This window comes from Glaciecola sp. SC05 (assembly GCF_041380235.1).
In the GTDB taxonomy this organism is placed as follows: Bacteria; Pseudomonadota; Gammaproteobacteria; order Enterobacterales; family Alteromonadaceae; genus Glaciecola.
Genome location: NZ_JBGIYY010000016.1, coordinates 76,915 through 96,206, shown reverse-complemented (window position 1 = coordinate 96,206; position 19,292 = coordinate 76,915). Strand labels below are relative to the sequence as shown.

At 43.6% G+C, this 19,292-nt stretch carries 19 protein-coding genes; 14 read left to right on the top strand and 5 right to left on the bottom strand.

Going from position 1 to position 19,292, the window contains the following annotated elements; genetic code table 11:
- Positions 1–45: 45 nt before the first annotated feature.
- Together AB9H30_RS14710 and AB9H30_RS14705 are read right to left on the bottom strand one after the other, a co-directional pair.
- The gene (locus AB9H30_RS14710) at positions 46–2,721 is read right to left on the bottom strand and encodes a heparinase II/III family protein (RefSeq protein WP_371195459.1); all 2,676 of its coding nucleotides are present in this window, start codon (positions 2,719–2,721) and stop codon (positions 46–48) included.
- Positions 2,722–2,835: 114 nt separating this feature from the next.
- Positions 2,836–3,651: an alpha/beta hydrolase-fold protein gene (locus AB9H30_RS14705; RefSeq protein WP_371195458.1), complete on the bottom strand. Its 816-nt coding sequence runs from the start codon at positions 3,649–3,651 to the stop codon at positions 2,836–2,838.
- Positions 3,652–3,790: 139 nt separating this feature from the next.
- On the opposite strand from AB9H30_RS14705, the gene AB9H30_RS14700 reads away from it, so the two are divergent.
- Positions 3,791–4,498 (top strand): IS6 family transposase, encoded by a 708-nt coding sequence (locus AB9H30_RS14700; RefSeq protein WP_371195457.1) that lies wholly within the window; start codon positions 3,791–3,793, stop codon positions 4,496–4,498.
- A gap of 267 nt (positions 4,499–4,765) precedes the next feature.
- Here AB9H30_RS14700 and AB9H30_RS14695 read toward each other — a convergent pair whose 3' ends face one another.
- The gene (locus tag AB9H30_RS14695; protein ID WP_371195456.1) at positions 4,766–5,239 is read right to left on the bottom strand and encodes a hypothetical protein; all 474 of its coding nucleotides are present in this window, start codon (positions 5,237–5,239) and stop codon (positions 4,766–4,768) included.
- A gap of 173 nt (positions 5,240–5,412) precedes the next feature.
- On the opposite strand from AB9H30_RS14695, the gene zapE reads away from it, so the two are divergent.
- From zapE to AB9H30_RS14630, 13 genes are all read left to right on the top strand, one after another.
- Positions 5,413–6,897 (top strand): cell division protein ZapE, encoded by a 1,485-nt coding sequence (gene zapE, locus AB9H30_RS14690; RefSeq protein ID WP_371195455.1) that lies wholly within the window; start codon positions 5,413–5,415, stop codon positions 6,895–6,897.
- 711 nt (positions 6,898–7,608) lie between these two features.
- Positions 7,609–8,367 carry a pyridoxine 5'-phosphate synthase gene (gene pdxJ / locus AB9H30_RS14685; protein ID WP_371195454.1) on the top strand — a complete coding sequence of 253 codons (759 nt, stop codon included), beginning with the start codon at positions 7,609–7,611 and terminating at the stop codon, positions 8,365–8,367.
- Between the two features lie 4 nt (positions 8,368–8,371).
- Positions 8,372–8,767: a holo-ACP synthase gene (acpS, locus tag AB9H30_RS14680; protein WP_371195453.1), complete on the top strand. Its 396-nt coding sequence runs from the start codon at positions 8,372–8,374 to the stop codon at positions 8,765–8,767.
- Positions 8,767–10,143 carry a 23S rRNA (uracil(1939)-C(5))-methyltransferase RlmD gene (rlmD, locus tag AB9H30_RS14675; RefSeq protein WP_371195452.1) on the top strand — a complete coding sequence of 459 codons (1,377 nt, stop codon included), beginning with the start codon at positions 8,767–8,769 and terminating at the stop codon, positions 10,141–10,143. Before acpS ends, rlmD begins: the two co-directional genes overlap by 1 nt.
- A 14-nt stretch (positions 10,144–10,157) precedes the next feature.
- Positions 10,158–12,302: a GTP diphosphokinase gene (gene relA, locus AB9H30_RS14670; protein WP_371195451.1), complete on the top strand. Its 2,145-nt coding sequence runs from the start codon at positions 10,158–10,160 to the stop codon at positions 12,300–12,302.
- 110 nt (positions 12,303–12,412) lie between these two features.
- Complete coding sequence (locus tag AB9H30_RS14665; RefSeq protein WP_371195450.1) at positions 12,413–12,694, top strand: MazG nucleotide pyrophosphohydrolase domain-containing protein; 282 nt, start codon at positions 12,413–12,415, stop codon at positions 12,692–12,694.
- 189 nt (positions 12,695–12,883) lie between these two features.
- Positions 12,884–13,312 (top strand): 50S ribosomal protein L13, encoded by a 429-nt coding sequence (rplM, locus tag AB9H30_RS14660; RefSeq protein ID WP_371195449.1) that lies wholly within the window; start codon positions 12,884–12,886, stop codon positions 13,310–13,312.
- 12 nt (positions 13,313–13,324) lie between these two features.
- Positions 13,325–13,717: a 30S ribosomal protein S9 gene (gene rpsI, locus AB9H30_RS14655; RefSeq protein WP_371195448.1), complete on the top strand. Its 393-nt coding sequence runs from the start codon at positions 13,325–13,327 to the stop codon at positions 13,715–13,717.
- Between the two features lie 580 nt (positions 13,718–14,297).
- Positions 14,298–14,930: a ubiquinol-cytochrome c reductase iron-sulfur subunit gene (gene petA / locus AB9H30_RS14650; protein WP_371195447.1), complete on the top strand. Its 633-nt coding sequence runs from the start codon at positions 14,298–14,300 to the stop codon at positions 14,928–14,930.
- Complete coding sequence (locus AB9H30_RS14645; RefSeq protein WP_371195446.1) at positions 14,927–16,195, top strand: cytochrome bc complex cytochrome b subunit; 1,269 nt, start codon at positions 14,927–14,929, stop codon at positions 16,193–16,195. The genes petA and AB9H30_RS14645 overlap by 4 nt, the downstream gene beginning before the upstream one ends.
- Entirely contained in the window at positions 16,192–16,926 is a 735-nt protein-coding gene (locus AB9H30_RS14640) for a cytochrome c1 (RefSeq protein WP_371195445.1), read from the top strand. Before AB9H30_RS14645 ends, AB9H30_RS14640 begins: the two co-directional genes overlap by 4 nt.
- Positions 16,927–17,030: 104 nt before the next feature.
- The gene (gene sspA / locus AB9H30_RS14635; RefSeq protein WP_371195444.1) at positions 17,031–17,663 is read left to right on the top strand and encodes a stringent starvation protein SspA; all 633 of its coding nucleotides are present in this window, start codon (positions 17,031–17,033) and stop codon (positions 17,661–17,663) included.
- Positions 17,664–17,699: 36 nt separating this feature from the next.
- Positions 17,700–18,113: a ClpXP protease specificity-enhancing factor gene (locus tag AB9H30_RS14630; RefSeq protein ID WP_371195443.1), complete on the top strand. Its 414-nt coding sequence runs from the start codon at positions 17,700–17,702 to the stop codon at positions 18,111–18,113.
- Between the two features lie 4 nt (positions 18,114–18,117).
- Here AB9H30_RS14630 and AB9H30_RS14625 read toward each other — a convergent pair whose 3' ends face one another.
- Together AB9H30_RS14625 and AB9H30_RS14620 are read right to left on the bottom strand one after the other, a co-directional pair.
- Positions 18,118–18,687, bottom strand: coding sequence for a BON domain-containing protein (locus tag AB9H30_RS14625; protein ID WP_371195442.1), 570 nt, complete (start codon positions 18,685–18,687; stop codon positions 18,118–18,120).
- Positions 18,688–18,692: 5 nt separating this feature from the next.
- Entirely contained in the window at positions 18,693–19,289 is a 597-nt protein-coding gene (locus AB9H30_RS14620) for a phosphoheptose isomerase (RefSeq protein WP_371195441.1), read from the bottom strand.
- Positions 19,290–19,292: the final 3 nt, after the last annotated feature.

The window sequence follows — 19,292 nt, the reverse complement described above, 5'->3', positions numbered from 1 at the left end:
ATTAATAATATCCAACATAGCCTAACGCACCACGCTTTCAAATATCTATTTTTTGTAATAAGCAGCCTTGCTTTTTGGCTCTGCCTGCAGACTAAAATCCTGATAAGTAATTGACTGACCATTGCCAATATAGGCATCCACTAATTCACCTGTTGGCCTAACGCTAATCACAGCAAACCTACCAACAAAAGACAGCCCTATTTCTGTGTTCTTGTATTCATCATCAATAGATTCTTGCAGCAATACATATTGAGTAAGTGATTTACCATCTACCTTAGCAAGTACTTTCAGCCCTTTAAACACATCATTATGCATGATTCGTTCAACTGATTGCACTGCTGCCATGTTGCTTTCTTGCTGTGTATAAGATTCATAAACCACCGCAAAAGGATTGGTCCATGCGTCCCCCTTTCGTCTCAATATAAAAGTCGGTAACGGTTTTTGATTATAAGGCGCTTTAGCCGCGGTAGAATTTGGGGCATTTACTTGTGAAATTTGCATGTTTTCACCCGCCGGAATAAGCGCGCGCATCACAACAGGGAAGTCACCCAAGTGGTTCGCAGTAAAAGTAGCTTCATATCCATGTGTTGATATTTTGCTGCTCATTACGTCTTCGAAAAAGTGCCAGCCGGGGTGCTTATAGGTTTTATGCTTCACCCATTCTAAATTATCTGAATTCTGGTAGCGCTTAGGATCGTCCTTCATCACGGCTGGCTTGCCATTTGTGCTAATGTCGAGTGAATCGCCAATGTTATGATAAACATAATCGTGAAACTGCTCTGGGGTTTGCGAGCGCGCACGGAATATATCAAGGTAATAACCTTGTTCATCATTTAGTCTAATCAACCCGATGGTACGCTCGTGTTGGGCCGGCGCTACTAGGTTAAACTCGTCATAAAAAGTACTGGTTACGAACGAATGATGGTTTGAAACGCCATCTTCACCAGCCTCAGGCTCAAGCGCGACAGGAGTGACCTGATTAATCCCCATGTTTATCCAGCCTCCATTGGAGCCAGATGCGCCATTACTGATAACCGTATTATGCGCAGCAAATAGACGATAATAGTTTTCATGCTTGTCGGTGCGATAGGTGCCTTTTCCGCCATCTATGCCTAGAACAAAACCCTGTCCATAAAGTTCCATATCCATACCTGAAGCATGGGCATGAATATAACTTCCGCCCGCCATCCATGCCATTAAGCTATGTTGATTTGGATTGTTTTGACTAATATTACGCTGAATGGTCATGCCTGCGTGAGGTAAATAATTGGTTCGTGGGCGCGCCGGCGCAACATTTTGTGCGCTATTCACTTCCCCTTTCTCTACCGAATTAATTTCAGCATTTTCAACAGACCATAGCAGTGCTAATGGCGTAACATACGGTGTAGGCTCGTACGCTCTTGGTTTTAATTCTCCTCTTTTGTATTCTCCGTTGCCAAGACTCGATGATAAAAAGTCAGAGAATTGCTGTATCTGGGCATCGTTGCGATTAATTTTCGCTAGTTGCAAAGCCATCTCGTAAGCTTGGTAATCTACCTTCATTATGCGGTTGGTATCACCAATGTATGGATAGCCATTATTTGGAAATTGCAAATTATACATTGCGGTAAGTGACTGCGGGATATTCTGATATCGAGTGCCCACTTTATATTGTGGATAAATACGATCTATAAGGGTCATTAAATACACGCTTAAACTCGTCACATGCCTCGAGTAGCTAATCGATTCAGGCCAAATATCACCGGGCTGTTGAAACATGTCAGCAATCATATTTAATGAAGCTTGATTTTTTGTATTGGTATTTAAGTAATAAGGCAAATAAGAAGCTACTTTTTCGGGGTCATCAAGCGCATGCATATTGTGCAACAGGCTAGCCGACTCTAGCACTGGCCAATTTGAGTCAAGTAGCCCTCTGTTAAGCGCCAAATTAACATAAGTTTCAAATACCTGCTGAGCAGCTTCGAAATCAAAATCAACTAGGGAATTGGATGCTAAATCTAGTACTTGGCCGCCATCTTTAAGATACGAATACACAAAGTCATAAATAATGGGGAGTTGTGCGCCTAACACTCGCGCCTCTAGTAAATGATCATCAGCATACAACCAACCACTATTCATAAAATCGTTGTCGTTAATTGGGGTTTGCACAAGCGCATTTACAAAAGTAGAAAGCATGTCAGCGGCACATTGGGCGTAGCTATTCTGTTCGGTTAAATAATACATAACCGAACAATCAACGCCGTCTTGCAGTCCGTTTAGCATTTTTTCTTGCGGCGCTCGAGGGTAACCCCATTTCAGCTTATCGTCGGTATGATTCCCGAGTCCTTTTTTATAGACTACCAAGGTAGGCTTTTTGCCTTTGGTTTGCGGATTTTCTTCAGGCCATACTAATGGTAATTTGAGTAATTTTTCTCTGCGCGCTTCTACGGTGCTAGATATGGCCCCATCCGCACGACTTTTTAAACTCAGGAACAACGAATTAGCCCATTCATTTTTGTTTATTTGATAGAGAATGTCGTCGCGTTGTGCTGCGTTAACCCAAATGGCCGGTCTTGTTGCTTGATTAGAAGCGACTAAAACATCGCGGTTTACTGCGGAAGTAGCATACTTGTCGGCAAGAGGCTGCTTGGCAGACAATTCGACATCAGGCTTGGGGTCGGCACATGCGCTCACAATACAAGCCCCAACAACTAAAATCGTGGTCTGGAAAATTCGGTTCATAATAATTACCTTCTATTTAGGGTAGATAAATTTTATATTTTACGTTTTATAGCGAGGATATTTTATATAGTGCTAACGTCACGCCAATGCCTTGGCTCATAGAATTCCTATCGATTATTTTTTAGAATGACTCAGCAACCATTCAACAAGGTCGACCGAACCGAAAAAAGCCGCATTTGCTTGAGGGTGATTCGCACCAGGAAACGCTGTGTAGCCCACCTGTTTGTGCCCCGCTTTTTTAAGATCTGTAGCAAATCCATAAACGTCCGAAGGTCGCATCCCATCTTCTGCGCCCACCATCAGCCAGATGGGAAGCTCAAGTAATCTATCAATATCTTCAAGTTTTGACCGAAGACGAAAGCCACTAGGAGATATTGCAGCAAATCGCTCAGGGTTGGCCAAAGCCCAGGCTAATGTACCTGTTCCACCCATACTATGACCAATAAGATACATGCGTTTTGTATCAACGTGCGGGTGTTGCTTTAAAAAATAGTCTAGCGCGAGGTTGAGCGTGACCGGATCCCAATTATCAGATGAATTGGGAGCAAACAACACAAGTTCGCGATTGGCTTTTTCGGCCAAAGCCAAGCCTTTCACCTTGGCCGACCTTGCCAACTGCTCTGCCACTGTCCAGTTTTTTCCACCGCCACCATGCAGACTTATCAGTAGGGGGAGTTTTTTAGTTGATGCATTAATGGGCATGGCTACAAATGCCGTCGTTTTAATAGCCCCTAGTTCTGAAGCTAATGAAGCAGGAAAATCAAAAGCCTCGACTTGCAAATACTGAAGGTCAGCATTTATTTGTTTTACGGTCGCGTCTAGTGGAGTAGAGGCAAACGTTGTACCAACGTGCATAATTAGCGCGAGCACAGTCACCAGCGAAAACTCTGATTTTACTAAAAATAATTGACGCAAGATAAAAGTAAACATAACTATCCTTGGTATTAACTGCGACCCTTTACTTCCCATTATTAAAAACACTATCACAGCGTTTGGCAAGCTAGATTTTATATTTACCCGGTATTGTCAACTTGTCGAACCCATCCTCAACCTATGACATAATTTCCCGATGAACAGAAATAAAATCTACGCTGGCTATCGTTATCCAGCTCAAATCATTAGTCATGCAGTTTGGCTTTATCATCGTTTTACTCTGAGCTTTCGTGATGTTGAAGAATTGCTTGCTTATCGTGGCATTAATGTAAGCTATGAAGCTATACGAAAATGGTGCCTTAAGTTTGGTCAGCAATATTGTGGGCAGCTTAAAAAGAGACGTGGCACAGTCGGCGACATTTGGTTTTTGGATGAAGTGTTTATCAAAATTAATGGGCAGTTGCATTACCTTTGGCGTGCGGTTGACCAAGATGGTGAAGAGCTGGATATCCTCGTTCAAAAGCGAAGAAATAAAGCCGCTGCCACCAAGTTTTTTAAGAAGTTATTGAAGGGCCAGCAGGCAACGCCATTAAAGATAATTACTGATAAACTGCGGAGTTATTCGGCTGCGAAAAGAGAGCTTATACCTAGTGTTTTCCATTCAACGCAGCAGTATGAAAACAACCGGTGTGAAGTGTCACACCAGCCTACTCGACAACAAGAACGGCAGATGCGGAAATTCAAGTCACAGGGCCAAGCCCAGCGATTTTTAAGTTGCCACGGGGTAGTAAATAACTTATTTCGTTTTGGCCGTCATTTAATGCAAGCGAAACACTATCGTCTTTTCCGTGAACGATCATTTATAGAATGGAATAGGGTTAGTTGTGTCCAAAATTTAGCTTAAGTAGAATTTGCTCAATATTATTCGGCTCAGGTTGATAAGTTGACAATACCACCTATGTATATTATCGCCATACTATCCTTATTCTTTAGGGCTTGAGTTTATCGTCTGGGCAATAGATATAGGTGCCGCGATTTGGTATATAACGGATGCCTGCGTGTCTTTGTTACCTGTACTTAGAAGTAAAAGTAGCAGTTTCTTTATTAGCGATATTATTTGCTAAGTGCTCGCTAGTACACTTCAAATAAATTGTTACCCTATAACCGAACTTTAAGTTAACTTAACATAATAATCTTCGTTGTCTTTTAACGTGGTTTCTGCAAAATAATCCATGGCATCAAAGTAGTGTTTTGCCATGCCTTTTTGATATGTCTCATAGATATCAACAACTACTTTGTCTTTTCTCCCGCCTTCGTTTGTGCCCTTTAAAAACTCATAGTTAGCGCCTTTAAAATTATCAATAGTCTTGTATAGCATGCTATTCATCATTAAGTATGCCTCCTTCATAAGAGCTTGCACTTTTGTATCACTCACGGGTAAGTGGGTAACTTTCATATAATTCAAGGTCCACTGGTCAGCATCATGTTTATAGTCATGAATTTCGTTGTCTGATATTTTACCGTAAGCTTCGAAGACGTCTTCGCCATTTTCATCCTGCTTAATTTCAGACTTCCACCCATCTACTTTCTCTTGTGGCAATCCTTTCAATATTACGTCAAAATTTTCTTCACCTTTTGCCATCATAATTGATACCTCGATTCGTTTAATCATTTCGTCAGTGTTTTAGTCGAGAGCGAACACTGGTTTACTGAACTTCGAAACTGGAGTCTCTAATACAAATCCATTTGATACCCCTACAGAAATCTAGCGTACCATATCATCATATTGATAAACTCATCAGCTCCATGATGAAGACTATGATGAAGAAGATGACGAAAAAAATGATAGGAGAACATCGTGTCGCTCGGCGGAGCTTCTCGACAGGCCCAGTGGCAGCGGCTTATAAACTCAAGGTGGACGCGGGGGAGGTGCGACGAGATAACGCACAAATTGCTCTGGCAGCAAAATTTGATGCCTTGCATGAGTCTCTTGCCTCACTCCCACCAGTGCCCGTGCGCGCCGACGACCCCACACAGAGCAACTGTAAAAGCAGCAGTCCACTGTTACTGGCGCGACCAATGGCATCCGCCCAGTCCTTGCTTCGAAAGAAGCTCCATTTGTGGTCTTTTGGCCCACCACCGCGAGGCATGTACATTCATGGACCGGTCGGGGTCGGCAAGAGCTTTCTAATGGATCTCTTTTACGCGTCGGTTACTGGTGCTGATGATGATTCTTGCTGTAATAATGACAGCCACAGCCAAAAACACGCAACGATTACCAAACGCCGCGTCCACTTTCATGAATTCATGCTAGACGTTCATCACCGAATCTTTGTTTACAACCAGAAGCACCCACGAAGTGATGCAATACCTATCATTGCACACCAATTGGCACAAGAAGCCCAACTCCTGTGTTTCGATGAATTCCAAGTGACAGACGTTGCCGATGCCATGATTTTGAAGCGACTATTTTTATTATTATTGGATAACAATGTCGTGGTGGTGGTCACCTCTAATCGCCCCCCCGATGCCTTGTATGAGGGCGGCATTAACCGCTCCCTCTTTTTGCCATTCATCGATATGTTGAAAGACACGTCCGACATTATTTCCATGGAGGATTCCCCCAAGGATTATCGACTCGAAACTCGAGCGGATGGTCAATCCTATTTTTGGTCAAACAAGGATGTTCATGGCGATAATACTAGTTATAACAAGATACAGGCGCAGTTGGAGGAAATGTTCGGTGGCACAGCATCCACAACTGAGGCCGAGAGCATTCCCGTCCTCTTTGGTCGCAGCGTTCAGGTCGCCCGATTGAATGACCGGTGCGCCTGGTTTGACTTTTGTGAGTTGTGCGACCAAGCGCTCGGGGCGGCCGATTATATTTCCCTCTGCGACCGATTTTCGGTCCTCATTCTGGACCGCGTTCCCCAACTGGACGCCAATCGCCTCAACGAAGCGCGACGATTCGTGACCCTCATTGACGCGTGTTATGAATCTCGCACCCGCTTGGTACTGGCGGCACAAGTTCCGCTCGACGAATTGTTTGTCGATTTTGAAGCGCAAGTGCAAAGCAGTGATGGAGATGAAGAATTAATTGTCAATGACAAGGGGGGAAACTCGAGTTCCTTTGCGACGACTATGATTCGCACCAAAGAGGGGGAATATTATGAGTGGTCGGCGACGGGTCTAGTTGGCGTGTCACTGGCACAATTATCGTCCGCCAATGATTTGGCCTTTTCCTTTCGACGAGCCGCGTCTCGGTTGGTAGAAATGGGTGGAAAGGAATGGGGACGGCAATAACGACTTACGGTAAGGTGCCCTAATAACTAAAAAGTGCCTTACATCAGTTGCAGAGACATCAACCTAATTTGCTAAAACGTAGGCTTCTTGCTCCTGAATCGCTATGACCACGAACGTCTGCAATTGGCTCAGCTTGTGTAAAAACTTCAACAACTCAATTAATTCCACAATGCTACGAAAAATGTAAGTTTTCTTAGTTATGAAACTTGGTCAGATTTTAATGTAAGACATATATTTACATCTATTTTTGTTCAAACAATGGGCTGAAAATAGTTTTTACACAGCCTGCGCACGTGGCCGACGGATAGAGGATGTTGAAGGGTTTTAGCAGCAAAATACACCTACTCTATATGTCCGCTATGGTTTAGAGCCGACCAACAAAGCTAACCACACGGACGTCAGGTAATGGCATAAAAGTACTAGTACGAATTGCCTAAATCTTATCACCTGCATCCGTTGTGAGTGCAACCCAAAAAGGCCTGTTCCAACCTTAGAATTGCAAATAGCCATTATAAAATACATTATCCACTGCTATTTCGCGCTGATTAAAATCAGCGAGGGTTAGATCACTAGGAAGGCCATCGCATTAAAAATGCTGCTGCCTTAGAGTTTGGATTACAATCCCACAAACTTTTATTCCACCATAGCAATCGTTTTTGGGCTGCTTTTGGTATCATACCCATAGTTTCCAAATTAAAGGCTAAAAAACCCATGCAAGACATTTTATTGGGTGTCAATATTGACCACATTGCGACACTTCGCAACGCAAGAGGTACTAACTACCCATCACCGGTTCATGCAGCAGATGTTGCTGAGAGAGCAGGGGCCGACGGTATCACCGTGCATTTGCGTGAAGACCGCCGTCACATTCGCGATCAAGATGTTTATTTACTCAAACAAACCATCAATACCCGCATGAATTTAGAAATGGCGGTGACCGATGAAATGTTGGCTATCGCTGCCAAGGTATTGCCTGAGTTTTGCTGCTTGGTGCCTGAAAAACGTGAGGAGTTAACTACCGAAGGCGGTTTAGATGTAGCCGGTAACCTAGCAAAAATAAAAGCAGCTTGTGAGCAGCTAGCCGCACAAAACACCCAGGCCTCTTTGTTTATCGATGCCGACGAGGCGCAAATAGAGGCCGTGGTTGAAGCGGGCGCACCTTACATTGAAATTCATACCGGCCAATATGCCGAAGCGAAAAATGAACACGAAGCCGCATTTGAACTAAACAAGCTTATTGCTGGCATCGAATATGCGCATCGCTTGGGCCTAAAAGTCAATGCTGGGCACGGTTTGCATTATCATAATGTCAAAGCCATTGCGGCAATTCCGCAGCTCATTGAGTTGAATATTGGCCATGCCATTATTGCTCGCGCTGCCTTTGACGGGCTGGATAAAGCCGTTCGCGATATGCGTTTATTAATGCAAGAGGCACGCACTCAATTTTTGCACTCCAGTCATAGAGACTAAGTAAATGATAATAGGGATTGGCACAGACCTTGTCGATATCAAGCGAATTGAAACCGCTTTGCAAAAATCTGACGCCTTAGCAAAGCGCGTGTTAACTGAACATGAGTGGCAAGAGTTTGTGCAATCTAAAGAGCAAGCTCGTTATTTGGCGAAAAAATTCGCTAGTAAAGAAGCCACCGTTAAGGCCATTGGAACAGGCATTGGTAATGGTATGAGTTGGCAACATATTGAAATTACTCACGACACATTAGGCAAGCCCTTGCTGAAACCCATGGGTGCTTTTTTAGATTGGTGCAATACGCATGAGGTAAGCAATCTGCACATCAGTATTGCGGACGAAAAAGGCTATGCCAGCGCGTTTGTCATCCTTGAGTCTGTCAAACAAGAGCGCAGTTCATAGTGGTACAATTTTACAAAGCGCCCGGCTCTGCGAAAGGAAAACAGTCGAAAAAGCATCAAGCCAATCATTCTATCGAATCATCTGTATACATTGACGTGCTAGATCAGCATGGCCATGGTATTGCACTTTCAACACAGCCAATTACTATCGTTGAAGGGGCGTTGCCGAAAGAAACGGTGAGCGTTAGCATTAGCTCTGCTTCAAAAAGTGTGCGTCGGGGTAAGGTGGTAAAAGTCCATTCTGCCTCCGAGCATCGCATAAAAGCACGATGTCCGGTCTATGACAGTTGCGGCGGTTGCAGCTTGCAAAACATCAATGCGCAAATGGGCTTAGCATTTAAACGTGATGCACTGATGCGCTATTTTGATACCCAGCTCGATATCGACAAACACGCTTGGAAGCCCTCTATTTTGTCAGACATTGACTATTCAAACACTCAGCAAAATATTGGCTATCGCCGTAAAGTACGCCTCGCAGTAGATGCGCGAAATATCAACCACGTGAAAATTGGCTATCGCCAACATCAGTCAAACAAAGTCGTCGATATAAATAGCTGCCCGATTTTGCAGCCCAAGTTGGCACAAAAGCTAGGGCAGTTGTTTCCTAAGCTGAAAGCCCTCGCTTGCATTCAGCGAGTTGGACACTTTGAGTGCACTCAAACCTTCGACGGTCTTGTATTGCTGGTGAATTTATCAAAACCAATTACAGCTCAAGATTTAAGCGACTTCAAAGCACTCGGTGAAATAAGCAATGTGCGCATACTGTGCCGCTATAAAGATAACATTGTCGGTAGTTTTTCAGAGAGCTCTGCCAGTTTGGCTATTGAAGACCTACCTTCGCTTCGTTTGGATATTGCAGAGCATCATTTTATTCAAGTGAATGCGTTTGTGAATCGACAGATGATTGTTCAAGCATTGGCGTGGCTAGCGCCAAATGCGCAAAGTGTGGTCCGAGACTTTTTTTGTGGTATTGGTAATTTTTCGTTGCCACTGGCAAAACAATCTGCCCAAGTAATTGGCTACGAAGTGAGTGAGAGTATGGTAGCGCAAGCTCAGCATAACGCGAGGCTCAACGGGATTGAAAACACGCTTTTTGAAGCAATTGATTTATCTGACCAAACGCAGTTGCTCAATCTGCATATAAACCCATCTGATTTAGTCTTGCTCGACCCATCCCGAGAGGGCGCACAGGGACTTTGTGAATTGTTAATTAAACAGGCGCCCGCTAAGATTGTTTATGTCTCTTGTAACCCAAATACTTTGGCAAGAGATTTGAAAATACTCAGTACCCGCTATAATGTGAATGCGGTAAACGTAATTGATATGTTTCCGTTCACCCAGCATCTTGAAACAATGACTATGTTAGAGCTTAAGTAAAGGAAAACGGTTTAATGGTTTCTATTCGCAGTGTGCATCAGTCGACCCGCCCAGCTTTTGAAGAATGGCTAGTGGCTTTGCCGGTGTCTGATATGACGAAGGACAAGCTGCGAAGTATTTCCGATCAACCCGACATATTGTTGATTGGCCAAGAAATGGTTGAGATCCTGCACGAGCTGCATATGGATGATGAGACCCTTCAAACCGCTCTGGTTTATCCCTACTGTGAGATTCATTCGTTAAGCGCCGAGGTGGTTGAGGAGAAGTTTGGCAAGGGCATTGCTGAGCTGATTTCGGGTGTACGTAAAATGGACGCTATTAAAACGCTCCAATCCAGACAACAAACCGATGCCGGTCAAATTGAAAACCTCCGTAATATGCTGCTGACGATGGTTGAAGATGTCAGGGCAGTGGTGATTAAAATGGCTGAGAGGATTTGCTCGCTTCATCAGGTCAAAGATAAAGATGAAGAAACTCGCGTCATGGTGGCGCGAGAGTGCGCGACCATATATGCTCCATTAGCAAATCGTTTAGGTATTGGTCAATTAAAGTGGGAGTTAGAGGATTTATCTTTTCGATACCTGCATCCGCAAACCTACAAACGCATCGCCGCGATGCTTAAAGAAAAACGCAGCGACAGAGAGCTATACATCAGCGATTTTGTAGAGGATTTACAAGGACTGCTAGATAACGAAAATATAAAAGCCCAGGTTATTGGGCGCCCTAAGCATATCTATAGTATTTATAAGAAAATGCAGAAGAAACGCTTAGATTTTGAGCAATTATACGATATTCGTGCACTGCGAATAATCGCTGACCGTTTGCAAGATTGTTATGCCGCGCTTGGCATTGTACATTCTCATTTTAGGCATATCCCTAAAGAGTTTGATGACTATATTGCTACTCCGAAGCAGAATGGCTACCAAAGTATTCATACTGTTGTGGTAGGGCCGCAGGGCAAATCAATCGAAATACAAATACGCACGTCACAAATGCATCAAGATGCAGAGTTAGGCGTGGCAGCTCATTGGAAATATAAAGAGGGCGCAAATAGCAAACAAGCCACCGCTGACGACCGTGTTAACTGGTTGCGTAAAATACTGCAGTGGCAAGAGGAAATGGCTGAGTCGGGCAACTTAATCGAAGAGTTTCGTAGCCAGGTCTTTGAGGATAGAGTTTACGTATTCACGCCAAAGGGTGATGTTATTGACTTACCTAAAGGCGCCACGCCCCTAGATTTCGCGTACTATATTCATAGTAATGTCGGGCATCGGTGCACGGGCGCGAAAGTTAGTGATCGAATAGTGCCTTTTACTTACAAATTACAAACTGGTGATCAGGTCAGTGTTCTCACCAGCAAAAATGCAACACCTTCAAGAGATTGGATGCATCCCGGCCTTGGCTATGTGCACACGGCAAGAGCGCGCGCAACGATACACTCTTACTTTAAGAAGCAAGACAAAGATAAAAACGGTGAAGCAGGTAAAGAGCTGTTAGAAAGAGAGCTGAATAAATTTAATATTCCTCTAAAGCACGCTGCGGAGCTGCTCGATAAATACAATGTAAAAACCATCGACGACTTATATGCGGCGATTGGCACGGGTGATGTTCGCGTAATGGCTGTAGTCAACACGCTGCAGCAAAAGTATGCCCCTCCAGAACCAGAGCCGATTGTCCCTAAAACGGTAAAACGCAGAGCAAATAATTCAAATCAGCCCATCATCGCCGAAGGAGTCGGTAATCTATTAAGTACCTTAGCGAAGTGCTGTCAGCCGGTGGCAGGAGACGATATCATTGGTTACATTACTTTGGGTAAGGGTGTAAGCGTACATAAAGAGAATTGCTCTCAGTTAGAAAACTTACTCAAAATTCATCCTGAACGTGAAATTGAAGTCTCTTGGGCCGACAATGATACAGCCACTTCATTTTCAACCACGCTTGATGTGCATGCGTATGACCGAGATGGTCTGTTGCGCGATATGACAACTGAGCTGTCAAATGAAAAGATTGGCTTGTTGGGTGTAAATAGTTTGTCCAATACCAAAGACAACACAGCATTGATTAAGCTAACGGTAGAGGTGGCTAATGCTTCGGTCTTAAATAAACTGATTGTGCGCCTTAGAAATATTAGCGGTGTGCTTGACATTAATCGCCATTAGGTAGGTACATTATTTCTGACATAAAACAGAACTGCTGCGTTTTATTATCTGCGCAAGATATTCAGCGTGATGCCAAAGCGCTCGGTTTCGATTGGCCAAACTCGCCGCCAGTGTTTGATAAGGTCGCAGAAGAGCTTGATGAAGTGAAAGAAGCTCTTCTATTGAAAAACAAAGCAGCGGTAGAGGAAGAGCTAGGTGACCTGCTATTTGCCGTGGTAAACCTGTCGCGTCACCTTGAGGTTTGCCCGCAACATGCATTGAGTATGGCGAGCAGTAAGTTTAATCAGCGTTTTGATAAGGTAAAGTCATTGGCCAAACTACGTAATATTGATATGACGAATGCCCATATCGATACCCTCGAAGCCCTATGGACCGAAATAAAACAAGGTTGAAGCTCTTGTGTTTATTGCAAAGAGTTACGCTTATTTAGATAAAACACTTCGTTTTTCCAACAAAGTCTGTATAATTCGCGACCTGCCCAGTTACACCCACCATTGGGATGGTGGAAGATCGATCGGCTCGAAGGGGTCAAGTGATTGATAAACATATACTTTATTTTATAATTTTTTGGGTGAATATTAATGAAAACTTTTGTTGCAAAACCAGAAAGCGTACAGCGCGACTGGTATGTGGTTGACGCCGCAGACAAAACGTTAGGTCGCTTAGCGGCAGAAATCGCACTAAGACTGCGTGGCAAGCATAAACCGGAGTTTACACCACACGTAGACACTGGCGATTACATTGTAGTTGTGAATGCTGAGAAGATTACGGTTACTGGCAACAAAGCCTTAGGCAAAATCTATTACTCACATTCTGGTTACCCTGGTGGCTTGAAAGAAGCGACATTTGAAAAAATGATCGAAAAGAAGCCAGCGATGGTGCTAGAGAAAGCGGTTAAAGGTATGTTACCTAAAGGCCCTCTAGGACGTGCAATGTTCCGCAAACTTAAAGTGTTTGTTGGCCCAGAGCATACTCATCAGGCACAGCAGCCTCAAGCATTGGATATATAAGGAGCGAGCAACATGGCAGATACTCAATATTACGGCACAGGCCGTCGCAAAAGCTCTACCGCTCGTGTTTTCCTTCGTCCAGGTAGCGGTAACATCGTAGTTAACAAACGTCCTTTAGACGTATTCTTTGGTCGCGAAACAGCTCGTATGATTGTTAAGCAGCCACTAGAATTAGTTGAAATGACTGAAAAGTTTGACCTGTACGTCACCGTCTCTGGTGGTGGTATTTCTGGTCAGGCTGGCGCAATTCGCCACGGTATCACTCGTGCGCTTATGGAGTATGACGAAACACTTCGTCCAGCACTTCGTAAAGCAGGTTTTGTTACTCGTGATGCGCGTAAAGTTGAGCGTAAGAAAGTGGGTCTACATAAAGCGCGTAAGCGTCCACAGTTCTCAAAACGTTAATCTTTTATACGTTATTCGAAAACCCTGCTTTTGCAGGGTTTTTTTTGCTTTCACGTCTTGTTAGACCTTTTCATAGCGCATGATTTATCTAGGCAGCATTTCCCCTGCTATAACAATTATAGGTTTTGCCCTTCGGACCGTTTCACTTTATCTGTGTAACGGCTGAGTATTGTAAGTGAAAGGAGTGCACTAATGCTCAAGTGTGCTATGTTTAATAGAGTAAGCTCAAGACACTAAGGCTTTGTTTGTAGACGAAGTTGCGTTGATAGAGGCGCACGGTGTTTAATGAGTAAGTATTTAAAAAAATCATGTAGGCAGATGTGAAAAGACCAAGGTCGAATTGGAAATTATAGGCCTGTGTGCAAAATAGTTGACTGAAAACAGCAAGAACATGAGATTTTTACCAGTAATTCCTTGTGTTTAGTAAGTGTTTTCTTTTACCATACGCGATGAAAATTTTAGCGTGAAGTCTGTTTGGTATGTTTACTATGCTGCGTTTTTAACGCAGACGGTCGATAGCCTTGTACAGATGACTAAATAGCAGGTCAAAGCACCTGTCTAAACCCTCGGAGAACAGTTGATGAGCGATGTATCAGTCGATGCCAATAAATCAGCGCAACAGCCCCCAACGGCACCCAGTAATGGTCGTCGTAAGTTCCTTACTGTAGCGACATCTGTCGTTGGCGCAGTAGGTGTAGCGGGCGCTGCGGTGCCATTTATTGCATCATGGCAACCAAGCGCGAGAGCAAAAGCGGCTGGTGCCGATGTTGAAGTAGATATTAGTGGCATCCAAGATGGCCAATTAATTCGTGTAATGTGGCGCAGTAAGCCAGTTTGGGTAGTAAAAAGAACCCCGGACGTATTGGCAACGCTTGCTAAACACGACAATCTGCTCAAAGACCCCACTTCAAGTGATGAACAGCAGCCAGCTTACGCACAAAATCCATTTCGCTCGATTAAAGAAGAACTCTTAGTGCTTGTGGGAATTTGTACTCATCTTGGGTGTTCTCCACAGTTTCTTGCTGAAGGTGCTTTCACTGAATATGAAGAAGGCATTGAAAACGGTTTCTTTTGCCCGTGTCACGGTTCCAAATTTGACATGTCAGGCCGCGTTTTCAAAAACGTCCCCGCTGGATTGAACCTAGTAGTTCCTCCGTATTATTTCATCGATGACAATACCATATTGATTGGTTCTGATGAGGTGGTCGCATGATAGCTAATTTTATGAACTGGATTGAACAACGCATACCAATGATGCGTGTTGCCAATCAGCACGCAATTCAATATCCCGCTCCGCGCAACATGAACGTATGGTATGTGTTTGGCTTTATGGCCACCATTGTGCTTGTTAATCAGATTATCACCGGTATCTGGCTTACAATGAACTTTGAACCGTCTGCAGAACGTGCGTTTGCGTCGGTAGAATATATTATGCGCGAAGTTGACTACGGCTGGCTGATTCGCTACATGCACAGCACCGGTGCGTCAGCGTTCTTTGTTGTGGTTTACCTGCACATGTTCCGAGGCATGATGTATGGCTCTTATCAAAAGCCCCGCGAGTTGCTTTGGGTTTTCGGCATGCTAATTTATTTGGCGCTAATGGCCGAAGCTTTCATGGGCTATGTATTACCATGGGGACAAATGAGTTATTGGGGGGCCCAAGTAATTGTATCCCTATTTAGTGCCATCCCTATTATCGGGCCTGATTTAGTCGAATGGATTCAGGGCGACTACGTCATATCGGGCGCGACATTAAACCGCTTCTTTGCTCTGCACGTAATCGCATTGCCACTGGTAATTGTTATTTTAGTATTCTTGCACATTGTTGCTTTGCACGAAGTCGGTTCAAACAACCCAGACGGTGTAAATATCAAGCACAAGAAGGGCAGTTTGTCGGAAGAGGAAAAAACAAAGTTCCATATCCATGAGTACTATACTAATAAATATGATATTGCAGACGACGTTGTGCCGTTCTTCCCGCACATTGTATTAAAAGATTTGGTAGCTTTTGCTGTGTTCTTATTTGTATTCTGCTACATCTTGTTCTTTGCCCCAGAGATGGACGGTAAGTTTTTAGAGCATCCTAACTTTGAAATCGCCAACCCGTTGAAGACCCCTGAACATATATTCCCTGTTTGGTACTTCACACCGTTTTATGCAATTTTAAAAGCGGTTCCGGATAAGCTGTTTGGTGTTTTAACCATGTTTGCAGCAATTGCAGTGTTGTTTGCGCTGCCATGGTTTGACCGCAGTAACGTTCGCTCATGGCGCTACAGAAGTGGTTTACATAAAACCAATCTAATTGTCTTTGCAATCGTTTTTGTATTCTTAGGTTACCTAGGTGGTACACCTCAAGAAAACTGGAAGATAACGGCATCACAGATTGCGACGGTAATGTATTTTGGCTTCTTCATACTACTGCTGATTTACTCGAAGAATGAAAAAACCAAACCTGTGCCAGAGAGGATCCCCAGATGAGAAAATGGCTAGCACTTTTATTATTAGTTCCGGGTATCTCATTTGCAGCAGGTTCTAATCATCCGCTCGACGCTGTCGACATTGATTTAAGAGATCAAGCCTCGTTACAAAACGGTGCAAAGATTTTTATGAATTATTGTTTGGGTTGCCATCAAATGCAGTATCAGCGCTATCAGCGTACGTTTAATGACTTAGGCATACCTGAAGAGTTAGGCGTTGAATACTTGCAGTTTACAGGTGAGAAGGTGTCTGACTATATCACCTCGCCTATGCCGGCAACTGATAGTGCGACTTGGTTTGGTGCTCCGCCTCCTGACCTGACATTGGTTGCGCGTGTACGAGGTCCTGAATGGATTTACACTTACATGCGAACCTTCTACGCGGAAGAAGGGAAAACGTTTGGGGTTAATAATTTAGTATTCCCGAATGTTGGGATGCCGCACGTATTAGAAAGCCTTCAGGGAACACCCACAAAGGTTTATCGCGAAAAAATGGTCGACGGCTTCATTCAGAAAACGGAAGTGTTTGATTTGCAAACTCCGGGCAATGGTAAGTTATCGGCTGATGAATATGATGCCACTATCCGTGATTTAGTGAACTTCTTAGAATACACTGGTGAGCCATCACGCTTGCAGTCAGAATCGATTGGTAAAAAAGTACTTATATTCTTAGTTATCTTCTTTGTCTTTGCGTACCTTCTGAAGAAAGAGTACTGGCGAGACATCAAGTAATACACTATAATCGCGAGTCGTTTTTAGAGGGGCACATGTTGCCCCTTTTTATGCATAAATTTATTTAGTTTCAATTCTTTGACAAAAAGAATGCGGAGGTTTTAATGGCAGTGGCCACCAACAAACGTTCTATCATGACCTTATTTTCGGACAATATAGATATCTACAGCCATCAAGTACGTATTGTCCTTGCTGAAAAGGGAGTCGGCGTTGAGATCATTTTTACTGATCCAACCCAGCTAAATGAAGAACTTCTTGAGCTAAATCCTTACGGTACGGTGCCTACGCTCGTTGATCGAGAGCTTGTTTTATATAAATCCCATATCATCATGGAATATCTTGATGAGCGCTTTCCTCATCCACCATTAATGCCTGTATATCCTGTATCGCGTGGTACAAGTCGTTTAATGATGCATAGAATTGAGCAAGATTGGTATAGTTTAGCAGGTCGTATCTTTAGAAAAGAAGAGGGCGCTGATGACGCTCGCACAGAGCTCAAAGAAGCGATTCTTAGTTTAGCACCTGTATTTAACGAAACACCTTACTTTATGAGTGAAGAGTTTAGTTTAGTCGATTGTTATTTGGCGCCGCTGTTGTGGCGTTTACCTGCACTAAGTATTTCGCTCAGTGGAACGGGTTCTCGGGAAGTGAACGCGTATATGAAACGTATATTTGAACGCGGTTCATTCAAGGCATCATTGACTGACCAAGAGCGTGAAATACACAACCCGTTATAGTACATCGCAAGACTTTTTATATAAGGAATTAACTGCATGCAAGGTATGTCATCAAATCAGCCTTATTTGTTGAAGGCTTTTTTCGATTGGATTATCGACAATGGCATGACACCTTATATGGTAATTGATACCAGCAGATCTGGGGTAGAAGTACCCCATGATTTTGTTAAAGATAACCAAATTGTGCTGAACGTATCACCTAACGCATGCGTAAACTTTTATATGGACCTGACACAAATCACTTTTCAAGCGCGATTTGGTGGTCAGCCTATGCTGATAAAATTTCCTAGCGTTGCGGTTACGGCCATTTACGCCAAAGAAAATGGTGCGGGTACGGTGTTTACCCCGGCTATGATGGGCACTGAAGAACCTGAACCAAATAAGCCTGAGTCACCAAAGCCTAAAGCAAATGGGCCGGGTAAAAAAGCGAGTTTACGCGTCGTAAAGTAACAATTTAGTCAACGAGCTCCATCACTCGAACAACCTTTGTGACGCCTACTACATTTCTTGCCACTTCAACTGCTGCCGTTGCTTCTTGCTTAGTTAACTGACCCATTATAAACACCTCACTATCTTCAACTATTAAGTCGAGTTTAAGTAGCGGTACCTTTTCATTGGTGGTCATTAGTGTACGTATTTTAGTGCTAAGCCAAACGTCGTTCATCGTCGCAGATGCCGGAATGGGGTTACCTAATCGGATCTGATTGTGAACTTTGTTCACATGAGCAACTCGTGTCGCTGCATTAGTCGCAGCATCAATAATACTTTGTTGTTTTGCCTGACCGGTTAAGAGTACTTGCCCATTGTAAACATGGATGCTGATAGACGCGTTTTCGTCGACCTTAGCGATAGCATTGACCGCTGAATTAACACGCGCTTCCATGGTTTTATCGTCAATTTGCGTACCAACTGTTCGACGATCACTGGCTGACGCTGCTGCCGTTCCGGCTGCTCCAACGGCAACTACTGAAACACACGCGCTTAACTGTGAACATATTAAAAGCAATACAATAGATCTGCGCACTGCTGCTAGTCCTCTGAATGAATGTTAGGAAACAAAGTGTTGTCAATAGATTCACACAAATTGTGGATCACTAACAAATGCACTTCTTGTATACGAATTGATTTGGAAGATGGCACACGAATTTCGACATCATTTTCGCCGATAAGTCCTGCCATTTCACCGCCATCTTTACCTGTTAAAGCAACGATGGTCATATCTCGGGTTAAAGCCGCTTGCATTGCGTTAATAACATTTACCGAATTACCACTGCTTGAAATCGCTAGTAGAATGTCGCCTGGTTGACCTAAGGCTTTTACTTGCTTTGAGAACACTTCATCATAAGAGAAGTCATTGGCAATAGAGGTAATGGTTGAGCTGTCTGTAGTTAAGGCAATTGCGGGTAATGGCGGGCGATTGCGTTCGTAACGATTTAACAGCTTGGATGAAAAATGTTGAGCGTCGCCTGCTGAACCACCGTTGCCGCAGCTTAGTATTTTATTCCCCGATATGAGCGCGTCAATCATCATCTGAGCGGCTTTTTCAATTGGCTCTGGCAATTCTTCTAAGGCAGCAATTTTGGTTTGAATGCTTTCTGTAAAGTTCTTTTTGATGCTTTCAAGCATTTA